This window comes from Prevotella amnii CRIS 21A-A (genome assembly GCF_000177355.1).
In the GTDB taxonomy this organism is placed as follows: Bacteria; Bacteroidota; Bacteroidia; order Bacteroidales; family Bacteroidaceae; genus Prevotella; species Prevotella amnii.
In genome coordinates this window covers 45,438-60,284 of record NZ_ADFQ01000055.1, presented here as the reverse complement: position 1 = coordinate 60,284, position 14,847 = coordinate 45,438, and the positions used below count along the sequence as shown (strand labels likewise).

The 14,847-nt window shown below is 46.1% G+C and carries 24 protein-coding genes; 2 read left to right on the top strand and 22 right to left on the bottom strand.

The window, feature by feature from the left end; all coding sequences use genetic code 11:
* Positions 1–2: 2 nt before the first annotated feature.
* The 7 genes from HMPREF9018_RS05250 to HMPREF9018_RS05225 form a co-directional block, all read right to left on the bottom strand.
* Positions 3–431 (bottom strand): hypothetical protein, encoded by a 429-nt coding sequence (locus HMPREF9018_RS05250; RefSeq protein WP_004338384.1) that lies wholly within the window; start codon positions 429–431, stop codon positions 3–5.
* 68 nt (positions 432–499) lie between these two features.
* Positions 500–655 carry a hypothetical protein gene (locus HMPREF9018_RS11090; protein ID WP_004338385.1) on the bottom strand — a complete coding sequence of 52 codons (156 nt, stop codon included), beginning with the start codon at positions 653–655 and terminating at the stop codon, positions 500–502.
* Between the two features lie 53 nt (positions 656–708).
* Positions 709–2,187 carry a DNA cytosine methyltransferase gene (dcm, locus tag HMPREF9018_RS05245; RefSeq protein ID WP_008448932.1) on the bottom strand — a complete coding sequence of 493 codons (1,479 nt, stop codon included), beginning with the start codon at positions 2,185–2,187 and terminating at the stop codon, positions 709–711.
* Positions 2,188–2,320: 133 nt separating this feature from the next.
* Complete coding sequence (locus tag HMPREF9018_RS05240; protein ID WP_004338387.1) at positions 2,321–2,596, bottom strand: hypothetical protein; 276 nt, start codon at positions 2,594–2,596, stop codon at positions 2,321–2,323.
* On the bottom strand, positions 2,589–2,870 hold the full coding sequence (locus tag HMPREF9018_RS05235; RefSeq protein ID WP_004338388.1) for a hypothetical protein: 282 nt from the start codon (positions 2,868–2,870) through the stop codon (positions 2,589–2,591). Before HMPREF9018_RS05235 ends, HMPREF9018_RS05240 begins: the two co-directional genes overlap by 8 nt.
* Positions 2,867–3,232: a hypothetical protein gene (locus HMPREF9018_RS05230; protein ID WP_004338389.1), complete on the bottom strand. Its 366-nt coding sequence runs from the start codon at positions 3,230–3,232 to the stop codon at positions 2,867–2,869. The genes HMPREF9018_RS05235 and HMPREF9018_RS05230 overlap by 4 nt, the downstream gene beginning before the upstream one ends.
* Complete coding sequence (locus HMPREF9018_RS05225; RefSeq protein WP_008449003.1) at positions 3,229–3,537, bottom strand: hypothetical protein; 309 nt, start codon at positions 3,535–3,537, stop codon at positions 3,229–3,231. The genes HMPREF9018_RS05230 and HMPREF9018_RS05225 overlap by 4 nt, the downstream gene beginning before the upstream one ends.
* A 444-nt stretch (positions 3,538–3,981) precedes the next feature.
* Between HMPREF9018_RS05225 and HMPREF9018_RS05220 the strand changes: the two genes are divergently transcribed.
* Positions 3,982–4,176: a type II toxin-antitoxin system HicA family toxin gene (locus tag HMPREF9018_RS05220; RefSeq protein WP_008448989.1), complete on the top strand. Its 195-nt coding sequence runs from the start codon at positions 3,982–3,984 to the stop codon at positions 4,174–4,176.
* 46 nt (positions 4,177–4,222) lie between these two features.
* On the top strand, positions 4,223–4,633 hold the full coding sequence (locus HMPREF9018_RS05215; RefSeq protein ID WP_008448970.1) for a type II toxin-antitoxin system HicB family antitoxin: 411 nt from the start codon (positions 4,223–4,225) through the stop codon (positions 4,631–4,633).
* Positions 4,634–4,759: 126 nt separating this feature from the next.
* Here the strand turns inward: HMPREF9018_RS05215 and HMPREF9018_RS05210 are convergent, their stop codons facing one another.
* The 15 genes from HMPREF9018_RS05210 to HMPREF9018_RS05150 all read right to left on the bottom strand — a co-directional run bounded on the left by HMPREF9018_RS05210 (position 4,760) and on the right by HMPREF9018_RS05150 (position 14,584).
* Positions 4,760–5,248, bottom strand: coding sequence for a DUF4468 domain-containing protein (locus HMPREF9018_RS05210; RefSeq protein WP_039864457.1), 489 nt, complete (start codon positions 5,246–5,248; stop codon positions 4,760–4,762).
* A gap of 24 nt (positions 5,249–5,272) precedes the next feature.
* Complete coding sequence (locus tag HMPREF9018_RS05205) at positions 5,273–5,713, bottom strand: hypothetical protein (RefSeq protein WP_008449046.1); 441 nt, start codon at positions 5,711–5,713, stop codon at positions 5,273–5,275.
* Positions 5,713–6,252 (bottom strand): Panacea domain-containing protein, encoded by a 540-nt coding sequence (locus HMPREF9018_RS05200; RefSeq protein WP_008449033.1) that lies wholly within the window; start codon positions 6,250–6,252, stop codon positions 5,713–5,715. The genes HMPREF9018_RS05205 and HMPREF9018_RS05200 overlap by 1 nt, the downstream gene beginning before the upstream one ends.
* A 314-nt stretch (positions 6,253–6,566) precedes the next feature.
* The gene (locus HMPREF9018_RS05195) at positions 6,567–6,842 is read right to left on the bottom strand and encodes a DUF5053 domain-containing protein (protein WP_008449032.1); all 276 of its coding nucleotides are present in this window, start codon (positions 6,840–6,842) and stop codon (positions 6,567–6,569) included.
* A 60-nt stretch (positions 6,843–6,902) separates the two neighbouring features.
* The gene (locus tag HMPREF9018_RS10995; protein ID WP_019035385.1) at positions 6,903–7,061 is read right to left on the bottom strand and encodes a hypothetical protein; all 159 of its coding nucleotides are present in this window, start codon (positions 7,059–7,061) and stop codon (positions 6,903–6,905) included.
* A gap of 198 nt (positions 7,062–7,259) precedes the next feature.
* Positions 7,260–7,517: a DUF5053 domain-containing protein gene (locus tag HMPREF9018_RS05190; protein ID WP_019035386.1), complete on the bottom strand. Its 258-nt coding sequence runs from the start codon at positions 7,515–7,517 to the stop codon at positions 7,260–7,262.
* Positions 7,518–7,991: 474 nt separating this feature from the next.
* Positions 7,992–8,225: a hypothetical protein gene (locus HMPREF9018_RS10990; protein WP_157794586.1), complete on the bottom strand. Its 234-nt coding sequence runs from the start codon at positions 8,223–8,225 to the stop codon at positions 7,992–7,994.
* Positions 8,226–8,735: 510 nt separating this feature from the next.
* Positions 8,736–9,368 carry a DUF6549 family protein gene (locus tag HMPREF9018_RS05185; RefSeq protein WP_039864452.1) on the bottom strand — a complete coding sequence of 211 codons (633 nt, stop codon included), beginning with the start codon at positions 9,366–9,368 and terminating at the stop codon, positions 8,736–8,738.
* A gap of 3 nt (positions 9,369–9,371) precedes the next feature.
* Positions 9,372–9,890 carry a glycoside hydrolase family 73 protein gene (locus HMPREF9018_RS05180; protein WP_008448962.1) on the bottom strand — a complete coding sequence of 173 codons (519 nt, stop codon included), beginning with the start codon at positions 9,888–9,890 and terminating at the stop codon, positions 9,372–9,374.
* A gap of 2 nt (positions 9,891–9,892) precedes the next feature.
* Positions 9,893–10,330, bottom strand: coding sequence for a bacteriophage holin (locus HMPREF9018_RS05175; protein ID WP_004378599.1), 438 nt, complete (start codon positions 10,328–10,330; stop codon positions 9,893–9,895).
* A gap of 34 nt (positions 10,331–10,364) precedes the next feature.
* Positions 10,365–10,949 (bottom strand): hypothetical protein, encoded by a 585-nt coding sequence (locus tag HMPREF9018_RS05170; protein ID WP_008449023.1) that lies wholly within the window; start codon positions 10,947–10,949, stop codon positions 10,365–10,367.
* Complete coding sequence (locus HMPREF9018_RS05165; protein ID WP_008449020.1) at positions 10,946–11,917, bottom strand: hypothetical protein; 972 nt, start codon at positions 11,915–11,917, stop codon at positions 10,946–10,948. The genes HMPREF9018_RS05170 and HMPREF9018_RS05165 overlap by 4 nt, the downstream gene beginning before the upstream one ends.
* Positions 11,914–12,804, bottom strand: a complete 891-nt coding sequence (locus tag HMPREF9018_RS05160; RefSeq protein WP_008448993.1) for a hypothetical protein — start codon at positions 12,802–12,804, stop codon at positions 11,914–11,916. The genes HMPREF9018_RS05165 and HMPREF9018_RS05160 overlap by 4 nt, the downstream gene beginning before the upstream one ends.
* The gene (locus tag HMPREF9018_RS05155) at positions 12,801–14,270 is read right to left on the bottom strand and encodes a hypothetical protein (protein WP_008449028.1); all 1,470 of its coding nucleotides are present in this window, start codon (positions 14,268–14,270) and stop codon (positions 12,801–12,803) included. Before HMPREF9018_RS05155 ends, HMPREF9018_RS05160 begins: the two co-directional genes overlap by 4 nt.
* The gene (locus HMPREF9018_RS05150) at positions 14,267–14,584 is read right to left on the bottom strand and encodes a hypothetical protein (protein ID WP_019035392.1); all 318 of its coding nucleotides are present in this window, start codon (positions 14,582–14,584) and stop codon (positions 14,267–14,269) included. The genes HMPREF9018_RS05155 and HMPREF9018_RS05150 overlap by 4 nt, the downstream gene beginning before the upstream one ends.
* Positions 14,585–14,847 lie beyond the last annotated feature (263 nt).

Here is a 14,847-nt window from a genome sequence, read left to right as displayed (position 1 = left end):
AATTATTTTGCTTTGAAATATGATTTGCTATCAGTGTCGAAAATATCCTTGAGTTCCTTGTTAATGCTTTTGCGCACTTCGTCCGTAAAACCAAAAGAAAGTTCGGGGAATGTCTCACGGTAAAGCACTCCCCATACAACACGGTTATAAAGAGCAAAGTTGCTGCGCTTATATTTTGCCACACGGTCCTTCCTGATGCGATAAGCCATATCAAGAAAACGAAGATAGGGAAGAACACGGACAAAGAATTTACGCTGAAAGCCTTGGCTTTCGGCTGAAAAGTTATGGGCAGAAAGAGAGGTGAGAAGACGCCCTGTGCGTAACTGAAAGTTGTTACGAACCACCTGCTCCTGTGTGGAATAAATTTTGTGTATGCCACGAGTGATGGTCTGATGAACAAACTGCTCGCGGATAAGAGTTTCTGTTACCATATTTACCTATATTATATAAGGCAAAGATAGTAACAGAATAGATAAGAAAAAAGGACAGGAATGTGTGACTATTCCTTTCCGAAGAGTAATAGGTAAACAGGTATACCAATCAATGGCGTAAGCAAAGATACCAATAGGAACCATGCTAACCGTATCATGAATATACGGTTCATAGGAATAGTAATAATCGCTATAATAGTAGATATAATAAATATCAGTTCCATATTACTTATGTTTAAGTAATGCAAATATAAATTTTTATTAGGAATAACGCAAGTTATTCTTCGAAAATCTCCGCCTCTATTGCCCTGAATAATTCAAGGACAACTTGCGGAACCATAGAGTTGCCGAGGGCTTTTATTGACTCCTGTCGCCATCTTGTGAAAGGAATGGTAAGACGAGATATATCAAAGGGTAGCCCATCATTTCCTCTACAAATAGGGGAGACAGTTGGGAAGTCCCTCCACCAATCTTGTGGGCAATCTGCTCCGCCAAGTTGCTCTGCGCCGCGTTCTTCTTGCGATGCGCCTTGAGGTTGTCCATCGTCATCATGGCACGCATCCCGTCGCTCGCCCTTGGGGTCAGCAGCCAGTCGCATTTGCGGAACATCTCGGGCAATCCCTTCTGCTTGGAGTTCACGCCCCTCTTCTTGAAGTCCTGGGCGCAGGGTGTCGGCAGGAGTTGAACCGTCCTTGCAAGACCGAGGCTGAAATTCGTTGTCGGGGTTACCTTGCGCAGAGTCCCTGAGGGTGTCTGTACTATTCTGTCGTTCTTGCCGAGGACTGCCCCCATCGTCGCATCTGCGGCACTCGGTGTCGGCAGTATGCCGTGAAAGTTGATGAAGTCCATCAGACCGTTGGGTCGTTGCTCGCCGTTGGCTCTGCTGCCCATCGTCTTCCCTCTCTTCTCCTTCAGTGCCTTGATGCGCTTGCTGTGTTGTATCTCCACCGCTAAGGGCGTGGGGAGAAGACCGAGGGAAAGGAACCTCTGTTTGCCGTCCTGGCACACCTTCAGCCCCTGTGTTACTGGCGTGGGAAGAATGTCGGAGTAGACTACTTGGCTCAGCAGACTGTTGTATTTCGTGCCGTTCTTGTAGCCGTTGCGTTTTGCCCTCGCTCTCATCGACGCAGGGTCTTCGCAGAACTCCCTCGTGCAGGGTGTCAATAGTAGGTGTGGGAACATTCCTTCTTGCGACGAACCACACTCGGTCTCGTTGGTGGGGCGCACCGACGGCACAAGCCGGAATAACAAACGGCTGGACGGAGTATCCTTCACGCTCAAGGTCTGAGCAGACTGTTTCGATGACGAACTGCTGTTCTTTCTTGTAAATGTCGTCGTTCTCGTCGAAGAGAGAGGTTGTGCTTCCCACCTTAACCTCTTCGCTGGGCTGCACCATCGAGAGGATACCAGCAACGTTCTCACCAATGACGAAAGTGGGCTGTATCTGCCTGATGACTCGTAACATCTCAGGCCAGAGGTAGCGGTCATCGTCCGCTCCAAGTCGCTGCCCTGCTGAGCTGAAAGGTTGGCAAGGAAAGCCTCCCGTGAGAATGTCAATTTGTCCTTGCCACTTTGAGAAATCTGTTGTCTTGATGTTTTCATAATTGATGGAGTTTGGAAACCAGTAGCTGAGGATTGTGTTGCAGAACTCGTTGATCTCGCAGTGAAAAACATTTTGCCACCCAAGCCATAAGGCTGCGAGTTCGGGTGCCCCAATACCGCTGAAGAGCGAAGCGTGTCTGATTATTTGTCTCATTCATTTTACCTGTTTGTTTGTCAATGGCAAATTTATGTACTTCTTTTTGGGTTGTAAAGGACACCTCGTCTCACGACGAAGTACCCTGACAAACAAACATCCAAATGAATGGATGCTTTGACAAAAAAGAAAATTATCGCTCACGGAACATCCACTTGAACTCTAAGCCGTGCGCCCCGGGGCGGTTGCAGAAATTGAAACCTGCATCGATAAGGGCGGAGAACACTTGCTCGGGGCTGACCTTAGCAGAGGGGTCGATGCCACGAATGGCATCGACAACCTCGGCGGTGGAGAAGAAATGGGTGGCTTCGCCCGGTGCGAAAGCAGGGCGGTAGGTAGTGGAGAGAGCTGCCACATAAATGCTGATGTCGGTAATGGGCTGCTCAGGGTTTTCTTTCTTATTATTCATTGTCTGGAATATTTAGGGTTTGACGATCGTCGGCTTCGCCTGAGGGGTCTACCGAGGTGAGGAATGTGCCGAAGTCCTTACGCAGGGCGCGCAAGGTGTCGAGGAATGTGAGGGCTGCCTCGGGCTTGATGTTGTGGGCATCGCGCCACTGATCGATAAGGAAGTCCTCGATGGCCTGAAGACGCTCGGTGCGCTCATAGATGTAACCAGGGTCGAGCATCGCCTCAAGGGTAGCGGTGGCTTCCTCGCTCAGATGAATGAGAGTGGTTTTCATTGTGCGCCTCCTTCCTTTAAGCGGTTACTAATATCGCTGAACTTGCAGGAATTCAGGTCGTACTCCATAATGGAACGTGCAGGAGTGAACCTCATTCGGAGTAAGCTGTCTCCACTATTGCGATGCGAGTACACATAGATGCCGCCTGTATCTTCTTCGCTAAAGGAATTATACACCTCGACAAAAGCCGTACTGCCTTCGGGTTTTGACCGCTCAAGGCTTTTCTTGAGACAGTCGGTGAAAATCTGAAACTCATTATAGTCAAGAAACACCACACTATCAAATTTTGCCATCAGTTCTGCAACCGGTTGCATATACGACGGAAGTGTGGTTTTGATAGTAAGGTCGAAAACATAAATCATCGTTTACCTCCTTTTTTATCTGTTTTGTTGATACGATAGACGAGCCAGCCTGCGCAGAGGGCGGAGGTGATGGCAACGAGTGGACGCTGCTCGACGGCGATGGCGGTGAGCATGAGGCACAAAGATACGGCATTGACGCGAAGTACCAAACGACGGGTTACGGGGAACTCGGCGATACGGCTGTAAAACTTGCTCTTTGAGTCGAGCCAAAGGTTAATGGACTTGATTTTGCGCTGTATCGTAGCACGTACGTCGATAGGCTGCTGTTTCTTTGCAGAACTCTCGAATTCGATTACTTGTTGCATATTACGCTTTGTTTTGACATTTCCCAGAACCGCTGGGTACGGATACGAAAAAAGCGGATGCTCTTCCCGTTCGTCAAAACAAAGCGATTTCGCACCGAAGGGCAATTTCACTGGGAGGCATCCGCCATATCTTCTTTACAGCGAGGCTGTAATATGGGCATAAAAATAAGCCCATCGAAGTTTAATAAGTTCGGGGCTTGAAGTTCTTCTCGCCCTTCTGTTGCGTATTACTACGCTTTGTTTTGACAATTGCAAAGATAAGAAGTCTTTTTGTAACCGCCAAATAAAAATGCGATTATTTTTGCGTGGCGAAAAGAAAAACAAGGAGAATATAGACAGAAAGGTTAAAAGTATTAAAACGAATACTTTTTATCAACTAAAAGTTCGGATAATAGTATTATTATTACTACCTTTGTGTTGTCAAACAATAACAATATACAACAAATGAAAAGGTACAAAGTAAAGGAAGTCATCAAGATGCTGGAAGCCGATGCTTGGGTGTGTATCACGACAAAAGGCGACCACAGACAGTTCAAACACCCGACGAAGCCTGGAAAGGTAACGATAAGGGGTCACATGAACGAGGATTTAAGTCAGTTTTTACTGAACAGCATTTGGAAACAGGCAGGGTGGAAATAACCACCCTCCATTCCAACAAAACATAAGACAACTAATAACAAACACTATGGAGCAGATAAAAGTATTTATAGAATGGTGCGACCATAACTTTGGCGCAACCTTCGGCGACAATGTACCCGGAGCAGTGGTACTCACGGCAAAGACTTACGACGTGCTGATGAAGGAAATCCCTGAGACCTTGCAATTCCATGTGGAAGGCATGGTAGCCGATGGTGACGAGGTGCCAGAGTGGCTGCGCAATGGGGAATACGAGTTTGACTACGAGCTTGACACGGCAGCCCTTATTCGTTCGTGTGAGCAATATGCAAGCCTTGCCGCCATATCGCGTGCATCGGGCGTCAACGAAAGGCTGCTGAGTCACTATGCCAACGGCATAAAGAAACCTCGCCCGCAACAGCGTGAGCGCATTGTGGAAGGGTTGCATGAGATAGGCAGGAAACTAATAGCCGTTGTATAGTTATTGTTTGACAGCAGACTTCCAATGGCAGGTCGGGGCAGCAATGCTCCGGCTTTTTTCGTGCGCTCTGGAAGAAGTTTTGTAACTGCCAAGGAAAAGCGCAATTATTTTTGCGTGGGGCAAAAATTACCAATCTTCTCCTTTCTGTAACATTGCAGTGCGGAGAGCTGTTATGTAATTGTAACAAGCCATTTTCATAACAGACCCCTCCATTAATTTAAACATAGGGTTTTTCTCAACTGGTTCATCACTTCCTATGGTTTGCACCATTTCTGAAATGACCCACTTATATTTGTTATCTTTAAAATTTAACTCAAGTCTTCCTTTATATATATTATCAAAAGCTCCATAAATAACAAGAACTCCAGCATCTTTATCTTTAGATTTAATTACATAGTTAGGATTCTTGTATGTTGTCGAAACCCATTTGAAAGCTCTGTTATACAACTCTCCAGCATTAGTATTAGGTACCACGTCAACTCCTGTTAAGGAGTATGTACTACCAGTAGCGTCAAATTTGCAGTTCTCTAACTTTTTCTTAGGAGCATTTTGAGTCTGCGCACTAACTCCGATTCCAACAAATGCCATAAGTATGGCTAACAATACTTTTTTCATAAGATTTATCTTTAGATATTTAAATTAGATTAGTCCAAAACTTTTTAGTTTATGAGGATTAGCATTTGGATAACCACACACGGTAGAACGGATTAATTCAAAATCGGTTGTATTAATCGTTCCTAACTTTTCACCTTTCATTAGATGCGTTGAAGTAGCTGAAAATATTTTAGTGCAATTCAAAAACGAATCGTGTGAAAGGAAGGGATAAGCCTTAGCCGATATTGGTATGTGATAATCTTTTATAAGAGTAGGGAGGTTTTGATTAATTTTAGAATTGAAGAGAATGCCTCCATAAACATTTCCTTGCTCATCAAAGCCTAATACTACAAAGAATTTATCACGTGTGTCGTATCCATTTTTAGGTATTATTCCATCTGCTTTTGATAACTCTATTTTGTAGACATCGCCCAATCGAACTTCATCACTCACAGCTTTATCAATAAGTGTCTGAGGTATATCCATTATGATAAAGCCTTTTGGATGAATTCTTGTTCGTTAATGTAGTCTACAAAGCCGTCATTTGCTCCGCCAGCTTTAGCAATGTCGCTAATACTCATAACACAACAGTTGTTTGTAGCCTGCCATGCACTATCGTGCGATTTATCTACCAACTCGCCAAAAGAGAGACCTTTGTTTTCAGCAATTGATTCTTTAAGGCTTTCTATATCGGCAGGGGAGAGATAATCCATGTTTGCTTCTCTTTTTGGCAAAAGCGTGTTAGAGGCATCTTTGCCAGCAAACTCAATAGCTTCTGTAAAAAGTGGAATTAGCTCTTTCGCATAATGTTCATTCTTACAAACAGCACTATAGAGTTTTGTTGGAACTGGTCCGTATTCCATCGCTACAAAATCATCTGCAACGATACGACTTCCCCATTTGCATAAATGTTTCTGTTGTGCGAAATATAAGATTTTGAAAATGTGATAATAATCCAGCCCTTTGGTAGCATTGATAATATACAATACTACTTCTATTAGTTTCTCTTTATCAAATTGTGTCATACTATTGGTTGCTTTTAGTTTGGAGATTAAAAAAACTCCCTTTAATAAGACCTTATTATTTATCAAGGGTAGCTCCTTAATTCTTGATACATGGTGTCGGTAATATTGTTGTCTTATCGTATAAAATCAGTGTAGTCTATAATTTCCAAGTGCAAAAGTAGGAATAATCAGCGAGATAAGCGACACTTAACGCAATTATTTTTGCGTGGCGCAACTTTTTTTTAACGTTACGCAAATAATAAAAAGCCCCCTTGCTTGGTGCAAGAGGGCTAAGATGCGCCACCAGCCTGATGGCGACTTCGTGTTCAAATCGGCTATATAGTAGCAGCCGGGGCTGGAATATTATCGGCAGCTCGACGAATACGGTCGCTAAGGTCTACAAGCGCACCACGAAGTTGCTGTGCTTCTTCAGGTGTGAAACCTCCCACACCACCGTTGCCGTCAATGCCATACATCTTATGCTGAAACCAAGGCACAGACTTCTCGAAGTAAGTGCGTGAGATTTCACGCCATGACACACTAAGATATATATCACGCATACGGTTCTTCATATCGGTGATTTTGTCTGCTTTCTGTACTGCTATTTCCATAATCTTGTAATTTTAGTTTTATCTTTTAAGTGGTTCTCCCCGTAGGGAGAACCTTTTGTTTTACTCTTTTGGCATATCCGTTAGTCGGTCGAAGATGTCCTGTGCATAAATAAGGAGCTGTGGATAACCGTTTGGATAACTGTCGCAATAATTTCTGATTGCCTGAATGAGGTCTTGTTCTTCGGAGGTAACCTCCATTTTGATTTTTTCTTGTTTCATACTATATATTTATTTGAACAATACAAAGGTACTACTTTTTTGGATAGTAACCAAATTTCATACTATCTTTTTTGATAGTAAAATGTATTTTTAACATTTGAAGCAAAAAGCCCCCTTGCTTGGTGCAAGAGGGCTAAGATGCGCCACCAGCCCACGTGGCGACTTGGTGTTCAAATCGGTCAATATAGAAACCGAGGCTTAGTGTATGCCGTCAGCGGCTCGGCGGATGCGGTCGGCAAGGTCGGTAAGCGCACCACGAAGTATTAACTTCTCTGCCTCGCTAAACTCTGTGGGCTTCTTGTTACCATCGATGCCGTCAAGTTTGTGGTAGAGCCAAGAACCTGATTTGCCGAAATAACGCTTTGCGAGATCTGACCATGAGATGGAAATCAGCAAGTCGCTCATTTGGGCTTTCATTGTGTCCGCCTGTGTTCTCTTTAATGTCATTGTTGCCATAGTTGTATCCTTTCTTTAATAACCCCTCCTCCGAAGAGGAGAGGCATGTTTGTTTTAATCTTCGTTGCCTTCGAGCCATTCTACAAAGAGACGTTCAAGATAGTATCTTAACTCGGGGTCTCCGTTTGGATAACTCTTGCGGTAGTTACGCCCTGACTCAATCATATCGAACTCGATTTCTGTGAGTGCTAATTTTTTTGTTTTCATATTCTATATTTATTTTATTGAACAATACAAAGGTAATACTTTTATCCGTACTACGCAAATATTTCAGTACTTTTATTTGTACTGAAATAAAATTTTAACATTTGAAGCAAAAAGCCGTAGCAGTTTTGAAGCTACTACGGCTGTATAGAACGAGCGGTGGGTGGGGTTATTCTGCTACGACAAAACCGTGAGTTATGAGGTCGTCAAGGAAAATCTCGGGGATTATCTAAGGATAAAAACGATAATCGGGTAGGAGGTAAATGTTATTCATAAAAGGCATTTACCTCCTACTTTCACATTTACCGACCTCCCACACCACCGTACGTGCCGTTTGGCATACGGCGGTTTCGTACTTTTACACCTCACGGTGTGTGGCAAGTTGTTTTCAGCTATCCCTTTGAGTAACGTCACTTCTACCCTATTGTCGGATTCCGTCCTATCGTCTTGGATAGAGAGTTCCTTTCGGACATCTGACGAAGAAATTCGCAGGGTAGCATTCATTTACTATTGCACTGCACGATTCGGTCCTTCCCTGTAGGCACACGTACCTTGGGTACTATGACCTCTGCTGACTTCTCACGGCAAGCTTTACTCCGCTTCTTTCGTAAAAGCAACTATTTGAAACGTCCGTGAGACCTCCTCGGATAAGAACATTATCTTTCCATCTTATACCTACTTCATTTTTTCGCTAAGCTCAAGGAAACTCCACCGACCATTCCGAATAGCTATGGGACTTTGATTTGTCTGGCAATCTTATCCATGGTCATATGCCTTATATGAAGTTTCTGTTCGTTAGGCCAGATGTTTGCCGCCGGCTTCCTTCAGATTTCACCTCACGATGAACACCCTTGCTCTTGGCTATGTAATTCCCGCTATTAGGGCTTACTCGGGACTTCCACCCATTAGATAATGCTCATGCCGAGCGTACCAAAAAGGGGCTTGCGCATCGCTGCGGAAGCCCCATCATCCTAAAAAATCTTATAACCTAAAAACTAAACCTTATAAAAACATTTATTTGATTAACTGAAAATATCGTGCATAAGTGAGCCGTGTGTGTGGATTACGACTAATGATGTCCATGCGTACCTGCTTACAGCCAAAGCGAAAGAAAAGGAAACGCTTGGGTATACGGTGGACGATGATGTCGAGGGTATCGGTGGAAGTTACCGAGCCACGAAATATACTGTCGGACACGCAGCCTGATAACGACAACCAAGAATCGTGCCAAGAGAAGCACACCAGGCTATCGGGACGATACAAACTATCGGTAGATACTGTGGCGGTGTCGGTGGTGTGCCAAACTGGTGTGGTAATGTCGGCAGCGGTGGTAGTGGCAGCGGTGGCAGCCTCAGAGATACGTGAGGGCTTGATACCTATCTGACGGGCTATCTTTGTCAAGGTGTCTCCGCTTTCCTTAAACTCGGAAGTGCGAAGCGTGAGGGCTGGAGCAGAAGCGTGGCTATTGCCAGTGTTGGTCTCGCTAACCTCTACCATGCCGTTATGAAGCAGAAGGCTTTGGTTCTGCTTAATGCGGTTGCGGTCAGCTGCCGTATCGAGATAGAGCTGCACGAATAAGGCAAGAGCAACGATGAGTATCAGGAACGCACTGCTAATAGTATAGATAATCGCAATTCTCTTTTCCATAGTCTATTGACACATTTTACGAATAGAACCTATTAACAGGAGCATTTGTCGAAGATAGTCTGGCGAGGTGGCATACTTGCAACCCTTATTATCGCAGATACGATGGGCGAACTCTTCGGCATCGTGGCGGTATGGCCACGCATCGGCAAAGCCTGGCTTCTGAAGCAGTCGTGAGTGTTCGGCAAGGCAGTCGGCAAGGGAGTCGAAGTCCTTAAAGAGACGATAGACGGTGTAATACCAGCGATTTCCACCTTTGCACTTGCATATTGACACAACACGCTCGGGAGCGACGAAGGTGCGGTTGGGGGTATTGAAGTACTCGTGTGTCTTGATCAGAACGGTCTTGCCCGTCCATCGGCTGCCCTTAGTGATGCCGAAGAGGTTGTACTTGCCTACACGGGCTTTGCCCCAGCCACTCTCAAGAATAGCCTGTGCGGTAACGAACTCGGGGGCGATGTCGGTGGCTTTCTGAGCTGCCACATATATGTTGCGTGCGAAATCACGCTGTGCTATTGTTGCCATAATCAGTCTTTTTTGATGTATTCGCCTTTGTCGTTAAAGTCTTTCAAACGGCGGACAAATGAGGTTGGAAATATGGGATAGATGGCTTGGATATTCTCTACGCAAGAGAAACACTCGCGTACCATCATAAATACGCAAAGATAGGTTCCTATCCACTGGGTAGCACCGACCACGCTGCCATTCACCTTGAAATTGGCAAGTACGTTGGAGAGGATGAGTAGAAGAATGTAAATGGCAATCTTCTTGCTGAACTTACCGAAAAAAGCCTCGCTGGAGGCGTCTTTGTGAAGAAAGTGCTTCCACACGCTGAGAATAGTGTCGATGATGATGGCGACGCCTATCCACTTGGCAAATTCCCAGTCCTGATAGAGATACTGCGAGAAGTCGGCCACTATGGTGAGTGGCAGAGAGACGATAGATATCATTGGTAGTTTTGTCATTGTTATCAGACTTTAATTGTGGTACAAAATTACGTTACTGCATCCGCTTGACAAAGGACCGACTGAGGTGGTGGGTGCCAAGTGTATCGGGGCTGATGCAGGAGAGCATAAGCGTCCATCCGACAGAGGAGAGTTCCGTAGCGACAAAGGGAATTATCTCCGCCTTATCGAGTTCACCACGTGAGAGCCACTCGATATTGTCCTGCTCCGCATCGGCAAGCATCCAGGCGTGAACCCTTGAGAGTAGACGAAGTGTAGCATCGGAGGCAAGCATATATTCGGCAGCATCGGCACGGTTGGTCATCTTGTTGGCTACGGTGATGGCTATGCGCTGAGTAATCTGATAGGAGTTGCGCCCATCGGCAAGCATATTCAGTTCGCCGTAATCAACGAAGAGGAATGAACCTGCCAGCTTATCGATGCGCTGCTTCAGTTCGTCAAACGACTGACCGTAGACATAGTTGGCAATCTCGGGGATGCGCGACATATCGGGAAGATTGTCGAGAGCTTCAGTAAGCTCGTTATACCCAGGGAAGTCGCTCGACCCATTAGTGAGTATGGCACGGATACCCTCCTTGGAGGGGTACTGTGCGAAATAGAGAAACTGGTCTTTAATCATAATATCTTGTCGATTACGGAAATGGGCAAGCCCACCTCCTCACTGATTTTCAACTTATCCCACCCAAAGCCCTTCATATCGTGGACGGCATCGATAGTCTTCTTGCGCAGCACCTTCAGATAGGTAAGCACGTTCATCTGCTCTATCTGACGAGCATCGCCAAGCCCCTCTTTGGAGAGGTCGTAGAGCGCATCGGAGGCATCGGTAGTGATGGGATGTTTGGGCTTTTTGACGAACTTCGACAAAAGAGAGAATGAAGTATTACTAAAGAGATAGTTGTTAAAAGCCTGAAAATTAAATGATATAGCCGTAAGTAATTCGAGCGGTAGTTTAGCGAACTCTTTAGCCTTTTCGTGGACAAGCTCGGAATGGTACTCCTTTTCGGGATAGTAGAGAATGGCAGCGAGGAGCGGAAGCGACTCGTCGCCCTGCTCGATGAGTTCCTGTGCCTCGATATACTGAAGGGCTGTGAGCGAGCAGGTGAGCATTCCGTAGCCTGTCTCAATCTTGTAGCCTTGATAACGATGCTCGCCAATTCGGACGGCAGGGATGAGCTGCGCACAGAAGCACAGGTCCACCACATACTGATAGTCGAGCCGGCGCAGTACACGAGCAAGGGGAATATGCAGACGGTAGGGATCAATGCGACGGCATAACTGGTAAGTTTCGTCGTCCACGCCGTCCAGTACGGCGTTGTTGTCGGGATAGTTGATTTGAAACATAAACGTGAGCTGCTCGGAGATTGCAACGAGATTGGCTATCTGTTCCTCGGAGCGAAACTTATGCTTATCCCAACCCATAATGTCGCACAGCCAGTTGATGCGCACCTCTCCAGCAGAGAGTTTACCAGCAGCCATACGAAGCAAGTCGGCCACAAGGTGAACGTACTGGCGGTCGGTCATACCGTCCCAACAGTTCGGGATGCGGTGTATTTCCCCTTTGTAGACGAGTTCTATATCCTTTATCATGGCAGTATAATGATTTTGTCATCAGGGCGGTTATACGCAGAATTAGAGCAGAAGTCCACAGATGCGTCCGTTGCGAGCAAGGTATCGGCATTGGCGGTAAGTTCCTCGGCTTCGAGGTCAAGACGGTCGGCGAGGTCGATGGCTGCATCGTGTTCGTCCTTGCCCGAGCGAGAGACGTGGCTGTCGTCAAAGAGGTTGCGGATGGTTGGAGGGAACTCTAAGATGTCGAACCGACGGAGCGACTTGGCTACGGTCTTTTTAACCAGTGCAAGGGTCAATATCGGCTCTATTCGCTCACGATTGTCATCAGTGAGGCGGTCGTAGTATGCCGAAAGACGCTCGTCGAGGGTCTCCTTCTGAAGGGGAAGAATGCGGAAGAAAAAGAAGTAAGACAGGTCTATTGGATAGATAGAGTCGAATTCATCCGCAGTTCTGATTTTGCAGCTATCAATAATCTTGTAGTATCGGGATTTTCGCCATAAGGCAGCAGGAGAACAGGTGTCCCCACTATTGACCTCTGCCGACATAAGCTGCTGGATAATGGTATCCATAGCGTTGTAGTAGTTGTCCATATAGGAACGCTTCATTCCCTCAATCTCGTACTTATAGACATCCACGTGGTTCTTACGACGGTTGATACTGTCAAATATCAGCTGCGAAGCCATTGTCATATTGGCCACAGCAGAACGCAGGGACTCTATCAGTGCATCGTCGGGATTAAGGGCGATGGCATTGAACACCTCGGCGGTGATGATGGTTTCCACACGCTTTCGGGCTGTTACGCCTGACGAGAGGAGGTCGTTTAAGTCCATATTCGTCTCGACACCGGGAGCATACTTGCTGAAGGTGCCGAAGTCTTTAAAGATATCAACTAATATATTCTTCATGCCTGTTGCTGATTAAGTCTGTCCTTGGGTGCTACATCTTCCTGTCGCTGCGGAACCTCACGATAGAAGCCTATGCGATAGCCCTGCTGCCAAAGGTCGGGGAAATTGAGGCGGAGCGCATAATTGAAAGGCTCGCAGCAAATCTCGTCCTCTGGTGTAAGCGACATTATATATATAAGGTAGTTATAGTAAGAGTCGGAACCCGACTTGCTGATAACCCCGTCTTTGTCCACTGCCGTTATGGAGGCATCGAGTCCGACACTTGAAAGCAAGGCTTGTTCGGTGCGTTTGTCGTAAGCTATCAAAGCCTCGATATATTCCTTGTATTTAAGGTCGATAGTCTCTATCTTCCATTGCTGCTCGTTACCTGAGCTGTCCATAAACGAGATGGAGGAATAAGCCTTTCCCTGGTTGCCAGAACCGCTTAGATAATCGCCAATCTTGCGTAGCTCCAATCGCATATACTCCACAAGTAACGACTCCCTATATTCCGTGCCGATACCGATACCGTTATATTTTACCAACTCCTGCTTCTTCGATTTACGGATTTTATTCTCCTCGCACAACTTCATCAGTTGGTTGCGCTTGCTCGATACCCACGCATTGGGGATAATGATGTGTATCTTGGCAGCTAACGAGTTGCGCAGGAAGGAGTTAATGTAGGTAGCAGTCTTGTTGCTACCCTGGATATAGGGGCGTGCGCCTTGGTGAGTTTCGTTCACGCCGTAGAACTCATCGACCGATTTCTCCCGATGGTGAGAAATGGCAGCATACTGGTAGTTGTCTACTTCTGATAAATTGAACTTAGGATATATCTTGTAGCTACTTGCACAATAGGTCCACCTGCCCACCGCTATATGACGGAAGTCGCTGTAACTCATCATCTCGTAGGCTACATCCTGCCGTGTGGTGGCAAGACGGCAGTGCTTATTCTCCATCGCTTCCAGCCCAGCCACAGGCTGCATCCCCAATCGCTTACCACGGGTAAAACGCCACTTCACGAAGAAGTCGCCAAAGTAGTAGAAGTTCTTAATGCAGGTCTTGGCGAAAGCCTGTGCCGATGTTTCCATCCCACGCTCACACCACGTATTGATCCACTCATCCCACTGGGGCAGCGCAAGGTACTCACGCTTCATCTTGCCACCCTCTATCGTCTGCATATAGGCACATGGACCATGACCGTAGAGCATCTTAATCTCCTTGCTGTATAAGCGTGGCAGCAGACGGTTCTCCTTGATTTCCGCCGTTACTTCGTCGCAGAGTGCGTTGTTCACGCCACGCATACATACTTGATACCCATTGAAACTGAGCCACTGGTGTTCGTGCATGACTAACTGTCTGCCCTGCGGTACGAGCAGTCCAGGTGTTTGGAACACCTGCTTACCCTCGCCTATCTGAAAGGATAGTACGTTGCCGTCCATGATATATGTACCAGCATTGCCGTATAGTTCTATACTGTCTGTCATAACCAATTTATCTTGTGTAGTTTATATCCATCTTGCGGGAAGCCCATATACCTAATGAGTATGCGGTAGCACATCTTAGGTTCTCCATACTCGTCCTCGAACAGAAAGTAGTTCTCCGAGTTCACTGCAAACCTATCCTGTGGTAGTTGGGTGCGGTACTTGCAATGTGGTTTCACTATGAGCTTATCCCCTGCCACGCCCTGCGACCTCGAATAAGGGAAGAAGCACAGCGTGAAGTCGCCACCAGGGAGCTTGCTAATCTCCCTTGCCCACTGCATCGCATTGATGCCATCCATTTCGATTGCCTTCTTCATCACTTGCGAAATTACGCAATTCCCCTATGGGAGCAAAGGACGGCAAATGGTGGCTGGCGTCATATTTCCGTGCTTTTGAGAGGTTGCACCTCAATATCCAAAATCAGCGGTGCGTGCTGACAAACGCCGTTTGTTTATTTTCGTTTTTGATTTTCAGAACGCAAACCATTGATTTTCAACAAAGTAATTTTTTGATCTATGTAAATAGCCCTCGTTATTGCCTGTTTTTGCCAACTTTTTATGTTGCTTTTGCTACATTATTG

What these genes read in the sequence shown, in the direction of transcription:
- HMPREF9018_RS05250 (WP_004338384.1), bottom strand. Translation starts at nt 431, where the DNA reads ATGGTAACAGAAACTCTTATCCGCGAGCAGTTTGTTCATCAGACCATC.
- HMPREF9018_RS11090 (WP_004338385.1), bottom strand. Translation starts at nt 655, where the DNA reads ATGGAACTGATATTTATTATATCTACTATTATAGCGATTATTACTATT.
- dcm (WP_008448932.1), bottom strand. Translation starts at nt 2,187, where the DNA reads ATGAGACAAATAATCAGACACGCTTCGCTCTTCAGCGGTATTGGGGCA.
- HMPREF9018_RS05240 (WP_004338387.1), bottom strand. Translation starts at nt 2,596, where the DNA reads ATGAATAATAAGAAAGAAAACCCTGAGCAGCCCATTACCGACATCAGC.
- HMPREF9018_RS05235 (WP_004338388.1), bottom strand. Translation starts at nt 2,870, where the DNA reads ATGAAAACCACTCTCATTCATCTGAGCGAGGAAGCCACCGCTACCCTT.
- HMPREF9018_RS05230 (WP_004338389.1), bottom strand. Translation starts at nt 3,232, where the DNA reads ATGATTTATGTTTTCGACCTTACTATCAAAACCACACTTCCGTCGTAT.
- HMPREF9018_RS05225 (WP_008449003.1), bottom strand. Translation starts at nt 3,537, where the DNA reads ATGCAACAAGTAATCGAATTCGAGAGTTCTGCAAAGAAACAGCAGCCT.
- HMPREF9018_RS05220 (WP_008448989.1), top strand. Translation starts at nt 3,982, where the DNA reads ATGAAAAGGTACAAAGTAAAGGAAGTCATCAAGATGCTGGAAGCCGAT.
- HMPREF9018_RS05215 (WP_008448970.1), top strand. Translation starts at nt 4,223, where the DNA reads ATGGAGCAGATAAAAGTATTTATAGAATGGTGCGACCATAACTTTGGC.
- HMPREF9018_RS05210 (WP_039864457.1), bottom strand. Translation starts at nt 5,248, where the DNA reads ATGAAAAAAGTATTGTTAGCCATACTTATGGCATTTGTTGGAATCGGA.
- HMPREF9018_RS05205 (WP_008449046.1), bottom strand. Translation starts at nt 5,713, where the DNA reads ATGGATATACCTCAGACACTTATTGATAAAGCTGTGAGTGATGAAGTT.
- HMPREF9018_RS05200 (WP_008449033.1), bottom strand. Translation starts at nt 6,252, where the DNA reads ATGACACAATTTGATAAAGAGAAACTAATAGAAGTAGTATTGTATATT.
- HMPREF9018_RS05195 (WP_008449032.1), bottom strand. Translation starts at nt 6,842, where the DNA reads ATGGAAATAGCAGTACAGAAAGCAGACAAAATCACCGATATGAAGAAC.
- HMPREF9018_RS10995 (WP_019035385.1), bottom strand. Translation starts at nt 7,061, where the DNA reads ATGAAACAAGAAAAAATCAAAATGGAGGTTACCTCCGAAGAACAAGAC.
- HMPREF9018_RS05190 (WP_019035386.1), bottom strand. Translation starts at nt 7,517, where the DNA reads ATGGCAACAATGACATTAAAGAGAACACAGGCGGACACAATGAAAGCC.
- HMPREF9018_RS10990 (WP_157794586.1), bottom strand. Translation starts at nt 8,225, where the DNA reads ATGAATGCTACCCTGCGAATTTCTTCGTCAGATGTCCGAAAGGAACTC.
- HMPREF9018_RS05185 (WP_039864452.1), bottom strand. Translation starts at nt 9,368, where the DNA reads ATGGAAAAGAGAATTGCGATTATCTATACTATTAGCAGTGCGTTCCTG.
- HMPREF9018_RS05180 (WP_008448962.1), bottom strand. Translation starts at nt 9,890, where the DNA reads ATGGCAACAATAGCACAGCGTGATTTCGCACGCAACATATATGTGGCA.
- HMPREF9018_RS05175 (WP_004378599.1), bottom strand. Translation starts at nt 10,330, where the DNA reads ATGACAAAACTACCAATGATATCTATCGTCTCTCTGCCACTCACCATA.
- HMPREF9018_RS05170 (WP_008449023.1), bottom strand. Translation starts at nt 10,949, where the DNA reads ATGATTAAAGACCAGTTTCTCTATTTCGCACAGTACCCCTCCAAGGAG.
- HMPREF9018_RS05165 (WP_008449020.1), bottom strand. Translation starts at nt 11,917, where the DNA reads ATGATAAAGGATATAGAACTCGTCTACAAAGGGGAAATACACCGCATC.
- HMPREF9018_RS05160 (WP_008448993.1), bottom strand. Translation starts at nt 12,804, where the DNA reads ATGAAGAATATATTAGTTGATATCTTTAAAGACTTCGGCACCTTCAGC.
- HMPREF9018_RS05155 (WP_008449028.1), bottom strand. Translation starts at nt 14,270, where the DNA reads ATGACAGACAGTATAGAACTATACGGCAATGCTGGTACATATATCATG.
- HMPREF9018_RS05150 (WP_019035392.1), bottom strand. Translation starts at nt 14,584, where the DNA reads ATGAAGAAGGCAATCGAAATGGATGGCATCAATGCGATGCAGTGGGCA.